Origin of the sequence: Fictibacillus terranigra (genome assembly GCF_030412265.1) — a bacterium.
Lineage (GTDB): Bacteria > Bacillota > Bacilli > Bacillales > Fictibacillaceae > Fictibacillus_C > Fictibacillus_C terrinigri.
On record NZ_JAUHLN010000001.1, the window covers coordinates 608704 to 623896 of the forward strand.

A 15193-nucleotide genomic window follows, 5' to 3' on the forward strand; every position below is an offset into this window, starting at 1 on the left:
CAGCACCCTATGTGCAACTAAATGCCTAAATCATTTATGTAGCTGTTTAAAATGTGAGATACATTCATTCCGATAAAGAACAGTATCAAGAAATAAATGCCATTGTTTATTAAGAACTTGTAAAAAGACCTTAAAGATTATATTATAAGTATTGACGTTCCGATAGGGAACATCTGTTACAGGCTATTATACCATGAAACTTGTAAGTTTGTAAAAAATATATTAAGAGTTCGTTAACATAAAGCTGAATAGCAGGCTGACCATCTGCGATTCAGTGCATTAACGCTATTCTATAAGGAAGCTTTTCTTTTGTATTCCCATTATTTTATTCATAAAACATTTACAATAAGTTAACAAAACAACAAATTTATACGAAAAGATTATTAGCGAGAGAGAAAAGCAACGATACAATTTACAAAATATTTACCTGTTATTTATTTATTGGAAGAAGGGTAAATATAATTAGAACATTAAGGAGAGGATTGCAAGATGAAAAAGGTATTAACTTACGGTACATTTGACCTGCTTCATTGGGGGCATATCAATTTATTGAGAAGAGCTAAAGATCTTGGTGACCATCTGACAGTTGGATTATCTGCAGATGAGTTCAATGCGATCAAAAATAAAAAATCATACCACAGCTTTGAAAACCGCAAGATGATTCTAGAATCGATCCGTTACGTGGATGAAGTGATTGCGGAAAAGACTTGGGATCAAAAAATCTCCGATGTCGTGGATAATAACATTGATATTTTTGTGATGGGTGACGACTGGGAAGGCAAATTTGACTTCTTAAAAGAGTATTGTGAAGTGGTGTATCTGCCGCGTACGATTGGAATTTCCACTTCTCAGATCAAAAAAGATTTATTTACTGTTAAAAATGGTTAAAGAAATTGCTATCTGGCTGTATCTGTTTTACTTCAAGCTTCAGTTTACTTTTTTTAAACTGTTTCCAGTCCGGAAAAATAAAGTGACCTTTGTTGTTTCATTTGGAGACAACTCCATGTTTCTTTATGAAGAGCTGAAGAAGCTGCAGCCGGATAGCCCTATTGTTTTTTTGGCGACGAAAAATGCGATTCCCAAATTGCATCCTTACCAGTCCGGTGCCAGACTCATCCCGTTTGAAAATTCGATAATGAGCATGGCAAGGACGGCCTATCACCTGGCAACCTCCAGAGTAGTTGTGGTGGATAATTATTTTGGGCTGCTTTCAGCCGCCAAATTTAAGAAAGTGACAGAATGCATACAGCTTTGGCATGCCGCGGGCGCTATTAAAACGTTTGGACTGAAGGATAAATCCATCTCCTTTAGAAGCCAGCGTGCGCATAAGCGGTTTTTAAATGTTTACAAAAACTTTCACAAAGTTGTTGTTGGATCGGATGCCATGGCTGATATATTTAAGGAAGCTTTTCAACTTTCATCCGCCAACTTTTTACGGACCGGTGTACCCAGAACCGATCTTTTTTTTAATAAAAAATGGACGAGTGAAGTGAAAGAAAAATTATACGGGGAAAACTATATCCTAAAAGATAAAAAGGTCATTCTGTACGCTCCGACTTATCGGGATCATCACCTGGAGGAGTTTGATCTGCAGCTTGATTTTGACCTGCTTCAGCGGGAGCTTGGGGATGAGTATGTGATCCTGCTGCGCAGTCACCCAGTACTAAAGGATAAGGTTGACGTTGAAAAGCATTATCCCGGTTTTGTATTCGATTATTCATCGGGTTGGGACATTAATGAAATCTTATTGGTTACTGATCTTTTGATAACGGATTATTCTTCGATTCCCTATGAATTTTCATTGTTAAACCGGCCGATGATCTTTTATCCGTATGACCTGGAAGAGTACAGTAAAACAAGGGGTCTTTGGGACAACTATGAAAATCTGGTCCCCGGACCGGTTGTGTTTGACACCCGTGAGATGATAAAAGTTATTAAAGAAAAGGGTTATGACATGAATAAGGTTCAGCAATTTTCGGCCATATGGAATCAATATCACTTCGGACATTCGAGCCGGTTATTGGCTGAATATATTCTTGAAACAGAAAGAGAGAGAGACGTAAATGCAAGCGGAAGCTAACTTACAGGTTCAAGAGGGTTTTGCACCTACTAAAAGAAGAAAGTGTATTCTTCATAACATCGAATTGAATCAAGATATTGCTATTATAAAATATCTTTTGAAATACAACTCAGTCTTCCAGGAGCCTTTAGCTGGACACCTTTTATTGGTGGAGCGCATGTCTGGGCGTGAATGGGAGTTACCGTTTACCGTTTTAGAGGCGAATGAGCAATATTACGTTCTTGAATCAAGACTGGAGCAGTCTGAAGTTGTAAAAGGGCTTGTTTGGGATGTCTATCTTATCATCCATGCAGAGCAATCCGTTTCACTTGAGGAAACCCAGCAGGCGGATACGAAACCTGAAGATGATTTTGACGAGGGTGAAGCAGCGGAAGAGGAGACCCTAACCGACGCTGATACAGACAACAGCACCGAAAATGACAGTGAAGATGATCCTGAAGCGGAAGAGACCATCGAAGAGCGTGGCATTCTGGAAAAGAAATACCGGATGAGGACGAAGCATCCATTTCTAGAATTGGGTTCTGCAGTGGATCCTCGAACGAAGCAGGCGATTACACCTTATACGACAAATAAAGGGAATCTTTCATTCAAGATTCACGATCGCGGTCCTGTAATCAAAGTGGAAGAGGCGGAGCTTGATAATAGAGGAAACGTGACCCTTGAAGGGTTCTTCTTCTCTCCTTTCCCTTATGAAAATAATGTGCTGGAAAAAACACTCGTGATCGGCGGCCCAGAAGGGATTGAGGAGCGTGTCATTCCCTACCAGACGATTGAACGAGACGACTTGAGCCCGTATTTTCAAGATCAGCAGCCACACAGAGCAACTGGTTTTAAGGTAAAGCTCCATGTAAGGGACCTATGCAGCACTGATGAAAATTCAACATTCCGTCTCTACTTTAAATGGGAGGATGAGGATACCCTTGGACCTGACCAAGGAGACCTGGCGATTCCTCTCCAGCTGATATCCTTTAAACGCAGAATCAACAAGCATGTTATTCTCAACACAGACAGCGGGAAGAAAAAGGTTTCCCTCACAGCACGCAAAAAAACGAGATCGATCGTCATTAAAGTGGTTCAGTACAGCTTTGTACAAGAACTGAAAAAGAAAGTTCGCCGCACCCTTACGAAGGTGAAACAGAGCAAACGTACAAAAAAAGCCTACATGGCGGCTTTCAGGATGGCGGGCTATCTGCCGGTTAAGAAAAACCTTGTGATGTTTGAGAGCTTTCTAGGTAAACAGTACAGCTGTAACCCGCGCGGCATCTACGAATACTTGAAGGTGAACCGTCCTGACCTTGAGCTTGTGTGGAGTGTGGATGGAAGAAATATCGGCAAGTTTGAGAATGCCGGCATTCCTTATGCCAAACGTTTCTCCATCAAATGGCTGTTTAAAATGGCGCGTGCCCACTATTGGGTAACGAACAGCCGGATGCCTTTGTGGATTCCAAAATCAAAACACACGGTGTATTTTCAAACGTGGCATGGTACACCGCTCAAACGCCTGGCAGCCGATATGGATGAGGTCCATATGCCAGGAACGAACACGAAGAAATACAAAGCCAACTTCCATAAAGAATCAAGCAAGTGGGATTATCTGCTTTCCCCAAATGCCTATTCCACTGAGATCTTCCGCCGGGCCTTTAATTTCCATAAAGAAGTGGTGGAAGTGGGCTACCCAAGGAACGATGTGCTCTATACGAAGAACAGCCCAGAGGACATCAAGGAACTAAAAGAGAAACTTGAGCTTCCTCAAGATAAAAAGGTTATTCTTTATGCACCAACATGGCGGGATGATCAGTTCTACGGCAAAGGAAGATATAAATTTGACCTGGAACTTGACCTTCTGCAGCTTAAGGAAAAATTTGGCGAGGATTATGTTATAGTGTTAAGGATGCATTATCTCGTGGCGGAAAACTTTGACCTGTCGCCATACGAAGGATTTGCTTATGATTTCTCTTATCATGGAGATATCAATGAGCTTTATCTTGTATCTGACGTCATGATTACCGACTATTCTTCTGTGTTCTTCGACTATGCGAACTTGAAGCGGCCGATGATTTTCTTTGTTTATGACATTGAATCCTACCGTGATAAGCTAAGGGGCTTTTACTTTGATTTCGAACAGTATGCCCCTGGTCCACTCGTGAAAACAACAGATGAGGTCATTGCAGCTATAGAAAAGTTTGAGTCAGACGGATTTACGATTCATTCAGAGATCTTTGATGACTTTTATGAACGATTTTGCTACTTGGAAAATGGACAATCTTCTCACAAAGCCGTTCAAAAAGTATTCTAAACCAATCTCTTTGGGAGAGGATTACGAAAATGATTTCAGCTTTTAAAGTACTAAAAGAACAACTGAACAGCTTTTACTTGATGATGCGTTTATCAATGTACGAGCTTAAAATTAAGAACAACAACAACTATTTAGGCATGCTTTGGGAGATCCTTAATCCTGCTATCCAGATCAGTGTGTATTGGATTGTTTTCGGGATGGGGATGCGAAATAATTCAAACGTTGGGGATGTACCTTTTCTGCAATGGCTTGTAGCCGGTATTGTTATCTGGTTTTTCATTAGTCCGGCCATCCTGCAGGGATCGAAATCCATATATACAAGGATTAAGATTATATCAAAGATGAATTTCCCATTAAGTGTCATTCCGAGTTATGTTATATTTTCTATTCTTTATCCAAATGCTATGCTATTAGGAATTATTGCAGTGATTTTCCAATTTACCGATAAGAAAATTTCTTTATATTATTTGCAGCTTCCTTATTACATGTTGGCTGCAGTGGCACTTGTATTTTCTCTGTCACTTATTACCTCAACCCTTTCAACGATTGTCCGCGATGTGCAGATGTTCGTGCAATCGATCATGAGGATGCTATTCTATGTGACACCGATTTTATGGAATCCTTTTGAAAATGAAAATTTGCCGAAATTTTTATTGTATCTTGTAAAAGCCAATCCTTTTACTTATATTGTGGAGGGTTTCCGAGATGCCCTTTTAAGCAGAGGCTGGTTTTTTGAAAACAGCCAGCAGAGCCCTCATCTAGAGTACACCCTGTATTTCTGGGGATTGGTATTGGTTCTGTTCCTGATTGGTTCCACGCTCCATGTGAAATTAAGAAACCGATTCGTGGATTACTTATGATGCGGAGAGATGGACATGAGTAAAACTGTAGTAGTCAGCAACGTAACGAAAAAATTTAAAATGTATAAAAAGCCTGCCGAAAAGCTGTTGGACATCATTTTGCCTAAGGGCTACGGTGAGGACTTTTATGCGATACAAAATATAAGCTTTGAGGCCGATCAGGGTGACGTCATCGGTATTGTCGGGGTGAACGGTTCGGGCAAGTCCACACTTTCCAACCTGATTTCAGGGATTATTCCACCAACGTCAGGGACAATCGAACTGAACGGAGAGGTGTCGCTCATCGCGATTGCCTCCGGTCTGAACAATGAGCTGACCGGCCGTGAAAATATTGAGCTGAAGTGCTTGATGCTTGGGTTCAGCAAACAGGATATAAAAAAGCTTGAGCCTGAGATTATTGAGTTTGCGGACATCGGGAAATTCATCGACCAGCCTGTTAAGAAGTATTCGAGCGGTATGAAATCCCGTCTCGGTTTTGCGATTTCCGTAACGGTTGATCCAGATATTCTCGTCATTGACGAAGCACTTTCTGTTGGTGACCAAACGTTTGCCGACAAGTGTTTGGATAAGATGAATGAGTTTAAAGAGCGCGGAAAAACGATCTTTTTTATCAGCCATTCCATGGGGCAAGTTAAGAAGTTCTGTGAGAAGATCCTTTGGCTGGAATATGGAGAAGTCAGGGATTACGGTCCGATGAAAGAAGTACTTCCGAAATATCAGGCGTTCCTAAAAGAGTATAAGGCTATGACAAAAGAAGAGAAGAAGCGGTTTAAAGAGCAAGTGCAGCTCAAACAAAGCGGGAAGGCAACGCCTAAAAAAGAACTGCAGCCAACAGCAGAAGAGAAGTAAATCGGTTTGCACCGCATTAATTGAATGAAGTCTTTCGAATAGAACGGGGTGCAGCTTGGACTTAAACGGATGCACCCCTTTTATATGTACGAGCAATCAGAACGACTTGGGGAATGATCGAGCAGTATAGGGGCCTATTACTACTACGATTCTTATAAACAGAAGGAGAAATAATGATGAAGCGACGAACCGGCATCTTAAATCGAATCATAAAAATTCTCAGGCCGGAAAAAAAGGCAGTTAGACGAAAAACGTTCAAAGAGGAACTATCGATCCGACAATCAGGAGAACAACTAACCTTGGAGGGCAAATTAAAGCCAGGATTCCTGGCAAGAGGCTTGTCGTTTTATTCACGGGCAACTGGTGAAATGATAAAGGTTGCGGAAACGGAAGCTTCTACGGAATTTGAATTCACCCTTTCCGTCAAACAGCTTCTTCCTTATGTTCAGGAGGAGGGCAGGACAAACTTTGATCTGTATTTAACGATACAGCGGCCAACTGAGCTGTTTGCAGAAGAAACGCTTGAAAGAATGGAAGACCGTGGTGTGTACATCCCACGGGAGGACGGCGGGCAGGATATTGCCTATCCGATCAGACTCGGACGCTTTGCCGAAATGAACGTGCAGGAGTTTATCCCTTTTGAGAATGAGGATTTATGTTCTTTTATTTATGTGACGAAAAAAGGTAACGTTTCCTTCGTTGCCAATTCGGCAGTTTTCCTAAGGCCAAAAGTTCAAATTGATGAAATCGTCTTACAAAAGGATCAGCTGTATTTTAACGGAAAGTTTTTTACCCGGGATGCAGCCGTTCAAGAAGCCAAGCTGCTTCTGAAAGGGCGCGATACCAATATGGAGCACCGTATCCCTGTTTCCATTGAAAAAATGGCTCGGGAAACGAAGCTGAAATTTGGTATGCACAGGTACCGGTATAAGGTTGAGGCTGATTTCAAGCCGTTCTTTCAGCAGTATAACTTTGGGCAGGATATCTATGATTTCTTTTTTGAGCTGAAGTTTGACTTTTCTTCAGAACCGCTGCTTGCAAGAATTGGCCGCCCGCGGTTCAGGGCCCGTTATTTCTTAAAGGATGGCTATGTAAAGGCAGGTCCATCGACCTTTGCGCTTGCTCCGTACTTTACGTTCAAAGGGTTCAATCTGTCGCTTCAAGTGGATGAATTTACGAACGAAGCCTATCGGTACATGACAAAGATTAAGCGCTGGGCATGGCTTTTACGCCCGTTTTATAAAGGTAAAAACATTTGGCTCGTTGGTGAACGGCCTTATAAAGCCCAGGATACCGGATACCATTTCTTTAAATATATTAGAGAAAAGCATCCGGACAAGAATGCTTATTATGTCATTGAAGAGCAATCCCCTGAACTTAAGAATGTAAAACCGCTTGGCAATATTCTCTATTACAAATCGAAAGAGCATATTTTCAACACGTTTATGGCGAGAAAAGTGATTAGCTCCCACCATCCAGATTATCTGTATCCTTTGCGGACGAAACGTTATAAAAAAGCGATCAAAGCGACCAAGGTATTCTTGCAGCACGGGGTCATGGGCACGAAGAACATGGTAGCGAACTACGGGAAACGCGCCCCGGGCTTTGATACCGATCTATTCCTGGTCTCTTCAGACTTTGAAAAGGAAATGATCGTAAATGACTTTGGCTATGACCCGGATGAGGTCAAGGTCACCGGTTTGTCCCGATTTGACAGCCTGCTTGCCGGAGATGTAGAGAAGAAGCGCCAGCTCTTGATCATACCAACATGGCGTGACTGGATCATCAATGATGACGTCTTTTTGGAAAGTGAGTATTTTGAGCGTTACCGTGAATTGATCAATCACCCGAAATTGCATGAGATAGCGGAGAACTTTGATTTCGAACTCATTTTTTGTCTTCATCCAAACATGCAGAAGTTCACGTCCTTTTTTGCAGGATCACCCGTGCGCATCATCAGCCAGGGGGAAGTGGATGTGCAGCTTCTCTTAAAAGAAAGCGCCATGATGATCACGGATTATTCTTCCGTCGGTTTTGACTTCAGCTTCCTGCATAAGCCGATCTTATATTACCAGTTTGACCGCGATCGGTTCATTGGAAAGCGTCCGTCGCACCTGGATCTGGATAACGATCTGCCGGGTGAGGTCGTGCTTGGAACAGAGGAGATCCTGGCCGAGGTCGAGCGCTATGCTAAACGAAACTTTGAAGTGGAAGAAAAATATATAAACCGTTCTAAGAAATTCTTAAAATACAGGGATCGCAGCCACAATGATCGGATCTATAAGACGATCGAGGAATTTGCAGCTGAAAAGAGATGGATTGACAAGGTTCGGGAGGATGAACTTTATCAAGCTGCATTCCGAAGGTTCCGCAGAAGCAAATATTACTTCCCGTCCATGAGGCTGTTTTACCGGACGGCCCGTCTGCTGCCAGTGGACAAGAATCTGATTGTGTTCGAGAGCGGGGTAGGAAAGCAGTATGCCGACAGCCCGAGGGCCATCTATGAAGAAATCCTGAAGCGAGACCTGAATTATAAAAAGGTATGGATCTACAATAAGAATGTAAGGTTCCCGGATCAGGATACAAAGGTGATCAAAAGACTCAGCCCGAGCTACTATTATTATCTCGCTAAGGCAGGGTACTGGGTGAACAACCAGAACTTCCCGACCTATCTTGGAAAACGCCGGCAAACCACATACATTCAAACGTGGCACGGAACACCGCTCAAAAAAATGCTGTTTGATATCGAAAAGGTGGAAGGCCGTGATGAAGGTTATGTTGAACGAGTCCATAAAGCGACGAAAACATGGGATTACCTTATCTCTCCAAGTGCCTACGCAACGAAAGCATTCCGCAGTGCTTTCCGCTATGAAGGCAATATGCTGGAGATCGGTTATCCGCGCAATGATATCTTTTACCGCGAGGACCGTGACCAGCTGGCCGAAAGCATCCGTCAGCGCCTGAACATTCCAGAGGGGAAAAAGGTCATCCTTTATGCGCCGACCTTCCGGGATAACCAGACGTCGAAAAATAATAAGTTTACGTTTGAGCTGCAGTTTGATTTTGAGCAGATGCAGCGTGAACTCGGTGATGAATATGTGCTGCTGCTGAGAATGCACGTTGTTGTCAGCAACAAGCTTTACATTCCTGAAGAATATAGAGAGTTTGTGTATAATGCCTCAAGCTACCCTGACATTCAGGAGCTCTATCTGGTGACTGATGTTTTGATTACCGACTATTCTTCGGTCATGTTTGACTTTGCGAACATGAATCGCCCGATCTTGTTCTTCACATATGATTTTGAAATGTACCGTGACCAGCTCCGCGGCTTCTACATGGACTTTGAAAACGAAGCTCCTGGCCCGCTGCTGCGCACATCGGATGAAGTAACATCGGCGATCAAGAACATTGACCAGGTGATGGATAAATACGAAGGCCGATATAAAGCCTTCCATGAGAAGTTTTGTTCATTGGAAGACGGCCGTGCGGCAAGCCGCGTCGTCGATAAGTTTTTTAAATAGTGGAGCTAAAGGCCGGATCGGGAGGCTGCTTGAAGGCAGTCTTCCGGTCCGGTTTTTTTGTTGTGGGAGGGGGTGCTTGGTCGACAAAAGGGATGTGTCAAAATGAGTAGAATGATGTCGAGTGCATTCGTTCATTTTTTTGAACATAATATTCATTTTTTGAACATACACGCAGTATCTTTGAACATAAATCATCGGTGGCTTAAAAATGCATCAGATGATCGCGGATTTCGACCTTTAATTTTGCCTTATGCATTATCTATTAGTTAACAGAGAGGATATTAAAAACAACTTAGTCCCTACTTTAATAAAACCAAAGAAAATTCACTGCAAACAGGTGAAATCTCCATACATGAACTAAATCGACCCGCACGCACTCCAATTCACCATCCCTCACAAGCACCCCAAAAGAAAAAGCCGGCCATCAGGGCCGGCTTAAACTCAATTCTGTTGTTTGCTTCCGCAGTACTATTCTGTCGAAGTGGAGTCGGTACTGGAATCTGTTCCAGTACCTGTTCCGCTGTCCTGTGTGCCCGAGCCGGTGTATGCAAGATGCTCTTTGAGCCGGGCACCGATATTTTGTACTGATTGTTCGTTTAATGAATAGTAATAGATATTATTGATTCTTGTATCGGTTCCTTCTAATTTAAGTGATTCGATATCACCTACGGATTTTGCGTATTTAAGAAGTGCGAGCATGTTGCCGAACGTGAAGTTGGTGGACATGTTGTCGCCGACGTTCTCAATGAGCTTTCCGTATTTTGGAATCGATTTGATCTGTGTTGATTCCTTAATGATCGCTTCAACGATTTGTTTTTGTCTGTCGCCGCGCATAATGTCCGAGTCAGCGTGCCGAGTACGGGCAAATGCGAGTGCTTGTTCAGCGTTCAGCCTTTGCTGGCCAGGCTCAATGGTGATGGCTCCTGGGCGGTCTTGGCTGTCCTGCTCAACGATTTTCTTTTTCACGTCCACATCCACTCCACCCAGCGTATCTACAATTTGCAGGAAGGCATCGAAATTAACGCGAACATAATAATCGACCGGGATGTTGAAGAGGTGTTCCACTGTATCCACGGTAAGGTCGATGCCGCCGAATGCATGGGCGTGTGTGATCTTGTCCTTATTCATGCGCCCCGGTATCGTAACGTAGGAGTCACGCGGGATGCTGACCATTTTTACGGATTTTTGATCACGGTTGAAGGTAGCAAGGATGAGGGCGTCTGTCCGGTTGCCTTCAAATCCTTTTTCTCCTTTACGGTGTTTACTGTCATCGATCCCTGCGATGAGTACGGAGAAGTTGTCCTTGCCAGGATCGACTTCATTCATACGCAGCTGCGATTTTTCCCCTCGTGAAAGGGTCTCCTGCGCTTTTGATGAGGCATTGGCCAATTTATAAGTTAAATAAGATCCGAAACCGACTGTTCCTAAAAGAATCAGAATCAATGGGAAGACGATAAACTTTATGCGTCTCTTTTTCTTCTTTCTTTTCCGTATTTGTTGACGGTCCATCTATAGTATTCTCCTTTTCTTCTCTCCATCAATATCTATGATTTTATGGGTCGTGCATATAATGAAATTCCTCTATTATTGTCGAAACCCCTCGACATAAGGAACGTAAATTTATGGAAGCATACAATAAAGATACCTTTAAAGTTGTGTAAATACAATAAAAAAAATTTAAAGAATATTACAGTTTAATGAAGAATCCAGGAGAAGTAAAGGGTTTTTGGGCGAATATTTACAAAACCTTCATGAGAAATTTAAGTTTAGTTAATAAACAACCACTATCATGAGAGTTCAGGCCTCCTTTATGCCATTTGCATAAAAAGCGAGTTTTCAAAAATTCAAATGGCCCACCGAAAGATTAAGGGAACAGCCTTATACATGCTCTTTTTGGCAAGAATGATAAGAGCTTCAGGATTCAAAGGATGGTGAACAACATTGCAGAAGGAAATGAAAACAGCAAGAGAGCACATGATCCTGATAACCAACCGTTATCCTTACCTGCCCGGGGAGCAGTTTTTAGAAACCGAAATGAAATACATGGAACCGTTATTTGAAAAAATTGAAATTGCTGCAGTTAACGGAGCAGGCGAAAAACGGCCTGTGCCTGAAAAAGTAAGTGTCCATCAGCTTCCCGGACGGCCCGGGGGCACGAAAAAATACATTCATACGTTTTACAGTGTCACGGCAGATGTGCAGGGCCGGCGCTGGCTTTCCAGCGAGCTGCCGAAAGCCCGTATGTTTGGAAGTAAAGGACTGCTGCAGCTGGCCAACTGGCTGAGCCATGCGATCCGGATCCGGGATGAAATCAAAAGAAAGTGGCTGGATGATAAGAACTTTGACAGCCGCAAGGCCGTCTTTTATTCGTATTGGCTGACACCTTCAGCTGTGGCTTTGGCGATGCTGAAGGAAACCTACGGAGATGATCTTTTTACGGTATCCCGTGCTCATGGCGGGGACGTCTACGATTACAGGCATTCCATCCCTTATCTGCCGTTTCAGGAAAGGGTGATTTCCGCCTTGGATTCGGTGCGGATGATCTCCGATGACGGAAAACAATATTTGGAAACTAAATATCCGAACTCTGATGCGCGGCTTCTCGTCAATCGCCTTGGGACGGAACGGCCTGGATTTACGGCATCACCTTCAGAAGATGGAATTCTCAGGATCGTTACGTGTTCATACGTCAAACCGGTAAAACGGCTGGATCTGCTCGTAGAGGCGTTGAAAGAAACGACTTCACGCATCCACTGGACGCACATCGGCGATGGGGAACAGCGGGAAGAGATCGAGAATCAAGCGAAGAATGAGCTCCCGGCACAGGTTACCGTGGATTTTAAAGGGCATTGTACGCAGCAGCAGATCTTTGAGTTTTATGAGTCCCAGCCGGTGGATCTTTTTGTCAATGTGAGCGAGAGTGAAGGAATTCCAGTGACGATTATGGAAGCATTCAGTACCTCAATTCCGGTGATCGCCACCGATGTTGGCGGTGTAAAGGAACTCGTCAATGAGAACAATGGCTTCTTGATCCCATCAGACATTGATGCTGCGGAATTGGCACAGTATATCGAGCGTTTCGCTGCACTTCCGGAGGAACAGAAAATGATGTACCGTTCGAATGCCTTTAGCAAATGGGAAAAAGATTATGATGCCCAGAAAAATTACAGAAACTTTTTACACAGTGTAAAGAATGGGAGCGGAATTTTGATATGAGCGACGGCAATCGAGGCTTTGTCAGAAACAGTTTCTTAACCTTTTCGAGACAGGTGACCAATATTGTCATCGGCATATTGCTGCTTGTTGTTCTGGCTCGTATTCTGGGGCCAGCCGGACAGGGTAAGTATTCCCTGATCACCCTGCTGCCAACAGTTCTTCTGACTTTTCTTACTCTTGGCATTAACACGTCGACGATCTATTACATCAGCAGGGGAGACGTGAAACTAAATACGGTCTACAACAATAACATCATCATCGGTACGCTTCTAAGCCTGGTCAGTATGGGGATCGGGGCGGTTGTCATCTTCTTTTTCTCGGAAAAGTTTTTCAATCAAACCCCTCATACGCTGCTGTACCTTTGCTTATTGGCATTGCCGTTCATGTTTTTGCGCGAGTATTTTCAGACGGTCTTTCAGGGTTTGCAGGATTTTAAACTGTTCAATACGGCGATGGTCGTCAACCAGCTCGGGATCCTTGTTTTTGTTGCAGTATTCGTCCTTGTTTTCAGGCTTGGGCTGGAAGGCGCCATCATGGCGTTTATCGCAGGAAACCTGATCAACGTGGTTTATATGGTCTATCAGCTGAAGAAAAAGCATAAGCTGCGTTTTGATATCAGAGGATTTTCGTGGGAGTATTTCCGCAAGTCCGTGAACTACGGGCTTAAAGCGCATATCAGTAACTTTGCGAGCTTTTTGAACTACCGGATCGTTGTTTTCCTCATCGGGTTTTTCATGGTCGACTCAGCGGTAGGGATCTACGTAACCGCGATGAACATCGGGGAGAGGCTGACGATCTTTGCGGCTTCTATATCCAACGTCCTTTACCCAAAAATCGCAGCCATAAAAACCGATGAAGAGAGAAACCATCTCACCTCTCTCGTATCAAGAAACATTATGGCGATTACGTTAATCATTGCGCTGGCAGGTACGATTGTCGCTAAGGATCTGATCGTCACTCTGTTCGGCCATGAGTATGAGACAAGTGCGAGCCTGCTTCAAATCACTCTGCCCGGTGTGGCGCTTCTGTCGGTCGAGAAGATTCTGTCAAATGACATTGCCGGCCGCGGCAAGCCTGAGTTAAACATGTATCTTTCCATCTTCAACGTGCTGTTTAACCTGGTGCTGAACGTGGTGCTCATTCCTAGGTATGGAGTGACCGGAGCAGCATTTTCTGCGACGATCACGTATTTTGTCAGCTTCCTCGTAAAGGTCGTCTTATACAAAAAAGTGACAAACGAGCCATACCACCGCTTTTTGCTCATTAAGAAAAGTGATCTTAAGCTCTATAGAACGGTGATTCGAAAACTAAAACTCAGGTACTGACGGGAGGATTTCAGCATGAATGTATTAGTAACAGGCGGAGCAGGGTTCGTCGGGACATTTACGAAAAACGAACTGGTGAAGGAAGGGCATACCCCGATTTTGGTGGATAACTTTACGACGGGAAGCGAAAGCAATGTAAACACGGAGGATGTGATCATCCAGAGTGATATCCTTGATCCCTCTCTGCCTGAACGGCTGCAGCCGCATGAAATTGACGCGATCATCCACCTGGCGGCCCAGACAAGTGTGCCTTCTTCGGTAGCGGATCCGCTATACGACATGAGATTGAACATTGAAGGAACGGTCAGAATGCTTGAGCTGGCGAAAGCTCTCGATGTGAAAAAGTTTGTCTTCGCATCCACAGCTGCCATCTATGGGGAGAATGAAAATGTGCCTCTTAAAGAGTGTGAACACTTTCAGCCTACCGCTCCCTATGGCATTTCAAAAGCATCCAGCGAAATGTATATCGCCAATTTTTGTGAAACGCATAGTATCGGCTATTCGATTCTTCGCTATTCCAACATCTATGGACCGAAACAGACGAAGGATGGAGAGGGCGGAGTGATTAAGATTTTCCTCGATAAGCTGCTGAGCGGACAGCCTGTCTCCATTTTTGGGGATGGCAACCAGACCCGTGACTTTATCTATGTGGAGGACGTAGCACGTGCCAATACCGCAGCTCTGTTCTGCGAAGACGGCATTTTCAATGTCAGCGCGAACGAAGAGATCACGGTGAACGAGCTGTACCGTGTGATGGCGAAAGAAATCGGCAGCAGCCTGGATCCGGTTTACGGAGAGCCGCGTGAAGGCGATATTTACCGCAGCTGCCTCGACAACCGCAAATTCATGGCGCTTGTGAACTGGAAGCCTGAGGTGCCGCTCGCAGAAGGCATCAAACAGACGGTGGATCAGATGAAAGCACAGAGAATTTAACATAAAAACACGGACAATAAGAATATATATATAGCACTCTTCTTCAATGAAGGGTGCTTTTCTTATTTTTAGGGGGTCAATTGGCGGCCGGCAAAATCTCTTTTATTAAGAAA

Annotated in this window: 10 protein-coding genes; 9 read left to right on the forward strand and 1 reads right to left on the reverse strand. The window is 43.7% G+C overall.

Annotated elements, in window-relative coordinates; translation table 11 throughout:
• The first annotated feature begins 489 nt into the window (after positions 1 to 489).
• The 6 genes from tagD to QYF49_RS02990 all read left to right on the forward strand — a co-directional run bounded on the left by tagD (position 490) and on the right by QYF49_RS02990 (position 9606).
• Positions 490 to 888, forward strand: a complete 399-nt coding sequence (gene tagD / locus QYF49_RS02965; protein WP_091002799.1) for a glycerol-3-phosphate cytidylyltransferase — start codon at positions 490 to 492, stop codon at positions 886 to 888.
• A complete protein-coding gene (locus tag QYF49_RS02970) occupies positions 881 to 2080 on the forward strand; it encodes a CDP-glycerol glycerophosphotransferase family protein (protein ID WP_290398137.1) in 1200 nt (399 codons plus the stop codon). The genes tagD and QYF49_RS02970 overlap by 8 nt, the downstream gene beginning before the upstream one ends.
• Positions 2064 to 4376 (forward strand): CDP-glycerol glycerophosphotransferase family protein, encoded by a 2313-nt coding sequence (locus QYF49_RS02975; RefSeq protein WP_290398138.1) that lies wholly within the window; start codon positions 2064 to 2066, stop codon positions 4374 to 4376. Before QYF49_RS02970 ends, QYF49_RS02975 begins: the two co-directional genes overlap by 17 nt.
• Positions 4377 to 4405: 29 nt before the next feature.
• Positions 4406 to 5236 (forward strand): ABC transporter permease, encoded by an 831-nt coding sequence (locus tag QYF49_RS02980; protein ID WP_290398139.1) that lies wholly within the window; start codon positions 4406 to 4408, stop codon positions 5234 to 5236.
• 15 nt (positions 5237 to 5251) lie between these two features.
• A complete protein-coding gene (gene tagH, locus QYF49_RS02985; RefSeq protein ID WP_290398140.1) occupies positions 5252 to 6085 on the forward strand; it encodes a teichoic acids export ABC transporter ATP-binding subunit TagH in 834 nt (277 codons plus the stop codon).
• Between the two features lie 173 nt (positions 6086 to 6258).
• Positions 6259 to 9606 carry a CDP-glycerol glycerophosphotransferase family protein gene (locus QYF49_RS02990; RefSeq protein ID WP_290398141.1) on the forward strand — a complete coding sequence of 1116 codons (3348 nt, stop codon included), beginning with the start codon at positions 6259 to 6261 and terminating at the stop codon, positions 9604 to 9606.
• Between the two features lie 468 nt (positions 9607 to 10074).
• On the opposite strand, the gene QYF49_RS02995 is transcribed toward QYF49_RS02990, so the two are convergent.
• The gene (locus QYF49_RS02995; RefSeq protein WP_290398142.1) at positions 10075 to 11115 is read right to left on the reverse strand and encodes an LCP family protein; all 1041 of its coding nucleotides are present in this window, start codon (positions 11113 to 11115) and stop codon (positions 10075 to 10077) included.
• A 432-nt stretch (positions 11116 to 11547) separates the two neighbouring features.
• Here QYF49_RS02995 and QYF49_RS03000 point away from each other — a divergent pair, with 432 nt between their 5' ends.
• From QYF49_RS03000 to QYF49_RS03010, 3 genes are read left to right on the forward strand one after another with little or no spacing between them, the layout of a single operon-like run.
• Positions 11548 to 12822, forward strand: a complete 1275-nt coding sequence (locus tag QYF49_RS03000; RefSeq protein WP_290398143.1) for a glycosyltransferase — start codon at positions 11548 to 11550, stop codon at positions 12820 to 12822.
• Entirely contained in the window at positions 12819 to 14147 is a 1329-nt protein-coding gene (locus QYF49_RS03005) for a flippase (RefSeq protein ID WP_290398144.1), read from the forward strand. Before QYF49_RS03000 ends, QYF49_RS03005 begins: the two co-directional genes overlap by 4 nt.
• Before the next feature lie 15 nt (positions 14148 to 14162).
• A complete protein-coding gene (locus QYF49_RS03010; protein WP_290398145.1) occupies positions 14163 to 15080 on the forward strand; it encodes an NAD-dependent epimerase/dehydratase family protein in 918 nt (305 codons plus the stop codon).
• The last annotated feature ends 113 nt before the right edge of the window (positions 15081 to 15193 follow it).

Excerpts from the sequence above, each read along its gene's own strand:
- QYF49_RS02980 (WP_290398139.1), top strand. The coding sequence starts at position 4,406 with ATGATTTCAGCTTTTAAAGTACTAAAAGAACAACTGAACAGCTTTTAC.
- QYF49_RS02970 (WP_290398137.1), top strand. The coding sequence starts at position 881 with ATGGTTAAAGAAATTGCTATCTGGCTGTATCTGTTTTACTTCAAGCTT.
- QYF49_RS03010 (WP_290398145.1), top strand. The coding sequence starts at position 14,163 with ATGAATGTATTAGTAACAGGCGGAGCAGGGTTCGTCGGGACATTTACG.
- tagD (WP_091002799.1), top strand. The coding sequence starts at position 490 with ATGAAAAAGGTATTAACTTACGGTACATTTGACCTGCTTCATTGGGGG.
- QYF49_RS02990 (WP_290398141.1), top strand. The coding sequence starts at position 6,259 with ATGATGAAGCGACGAACCGGCATCTTAAATCGAATCATAAAAATTCTC.
- QYF49_RS02995 (WP_290398142.1), bottom strand. The coding sequence starts at position 11,115 with ATGGACCGTCAACAAATACGGAAAAGAAAGAAGAAAAAGAGACGCATA.
- tagH (WP_290398140.1), top strand. The coding sequence starts at position 5,252 with ATGAGTAAAACTGTAGTAGTCAGCAACGTAACGAAAAAATTTAAAATG.
- QYF49_RS03005 (WP_290398144.1), top strand. The coding sequence starts at position 12,819 with ATGAGCGACGGCAATCGAGGCTTTGTCAGAAACAGTTTCTTAACCTTT.
- QYF49_RS02975 (WP_290398138.1), top strand. The coding sequence starts at position 2,064 with ATGCAAGCGGAAGCTAACTTACAGGTTCAAGAGGGTTTTGCACCTACT.